Raw genomic sequence first — 1,593 nt, forward strand, 5'->3', positions numbered from 1 at the left:
GTGTGATGCCTCTGCGCGTTGCACAGAAATTGAACCTTCAGATTTCCTCAGACATAACGGGCACCATGCGAGGTGCTTCGGGCCAAGATCTGAAACAATGTGGAACCGCTGCAGTTTTCATACGAACAGGAAAAACAACCAAGAAGATGGTCAAGTTCCTGGTTTGCGAGAACATGACGAGTGAAGTTTTGGTCGGTGTGGGCGACTTGCTCAACCTGGGTATCATCAGCCAGGACTTCCCTAAGATGCCGGACCTTCTTGATGACGAGGAAATAGAATGTCTGAGAGTCGAGAAGGAAGAGTCTGAGGACAAGTTGGACTACCAGACTGCCGAGGAAAAAGAGCTGGTAAGAAAACTTAAATTAAAATATAAAGAAGTCTTCATACAAACACTTGACAAAAATAAAACGATCTCAAAGGGTCCCGTGGAGATCAAACTGCGACCTGGAACCACACCCTACCAGCTACTCAACGCGCGCACCACTCCGATTCACTTCAGAACACGAGCCGCCAAGCTGACCAAGGAGCTGCTCGAGAGCGAGGTGATCAGGCGAGTAACTGAGGCGCGTGAATGGACTTCTCCTGCACACTTTGTAACCAAACCCGGAACCGACACACTCAGACTCGTCACAGACTACCGAAGACTCAATGATACCGTTATTAGGCCGGTGACTCCATTCCCTTCGCCTGGAGACATTATGAAGAGGATTCAACCAGGTTCGTTAATTTTCTGTTCAATGGACGCCAAGCATGGCTATTATCAATTGCAGCTCAGTCAGGAGGCGAGTAAAATGACCACCTTTCTTCTAGAGGATGGCCGGTTTGAGTATCTGAGGGCCCCTCAAGGACTTGTGTCATCCGGAGACCATTTCAACGGAGTCATGCAAGAGATCTTCAGAGGGTTGGGACCCTCGGTCCATGTGGAAATCGATGACATACTGATCACGGGCAAGAGCATTGTGGATCTTGAGGAGAAGATCAACATGGTGCTGGAGAGATGCCGAGCTCACGGACTGCAGCTTGGTGATGGAAAATTCAAGATTGGAAAGAAAATCAATTTCGCCGGATTTGAGGTCAGTTCAGCAGGAGTAAAACCAAACCGAACTAAAATGTCCGCATTACAGGATTTCCCGATCCCTAAAGATGTGTCTTCCCTGAAGTCGTTTCTCGGTCTAGCGCAGGTGTTCGGGGTATGGCACCCCGACCTGTCCGGCCTCGGAGTCAGGCTGTGGGTCCTCCTCACAAAGAACACTCCCTTTGTGTGGACTGCCGAGCACCAGGCCGACTTTGAGAAGATGAAAGACTCGCTGTCAGAGGCGGTATCCCTGAAACCATTTGATCAGTCCAAGAAGACAGTTTTGATAACGGATGCTTCAAAGTTGCACGGGATAGGGTTCATCTTGATTCAACTTGACGAGCAAGAGAGGGTCTCTGTCATCCAGTGTGGGTCCGCCAGTCTGAATGCCGCTGAAAAGAATTATAGTGTGATCGAGCTGGAACTCCTAGGCATTACCTATGGCCTTCAAAAAACCGCATTCTACACAAAAGGGACCTGCACCAACGTATGGACAGACCACAGGCCCTTGGTCGGGG

General features: G+C 49.6%; 1 protein-coding gene. It reads left to right on the forward strand.

The annotated features are described in order from the left end of the window. Window positions 1-29: 29 nt before the first annotated feature. Window positions 30-1,593, forward strand: a 1,564-nt coding sequence (locus ACN0IC_RS15350) for a reverse transcriptase family protein (RefSeq protein ID WP_416879625.1), incomplete at its 3' end; no start/stop codon positions are given.

It is taken from the genome of Litorimonas sp. (genome assembly GCA_029936425.1).
In the GTDB taxonomy this organism is placed as follows: domain Bacteria; phylum Pseudomonadota; class Alphaproteobacteria; order Caulobacterales; family Maricaulaceae; genus Litorimonas.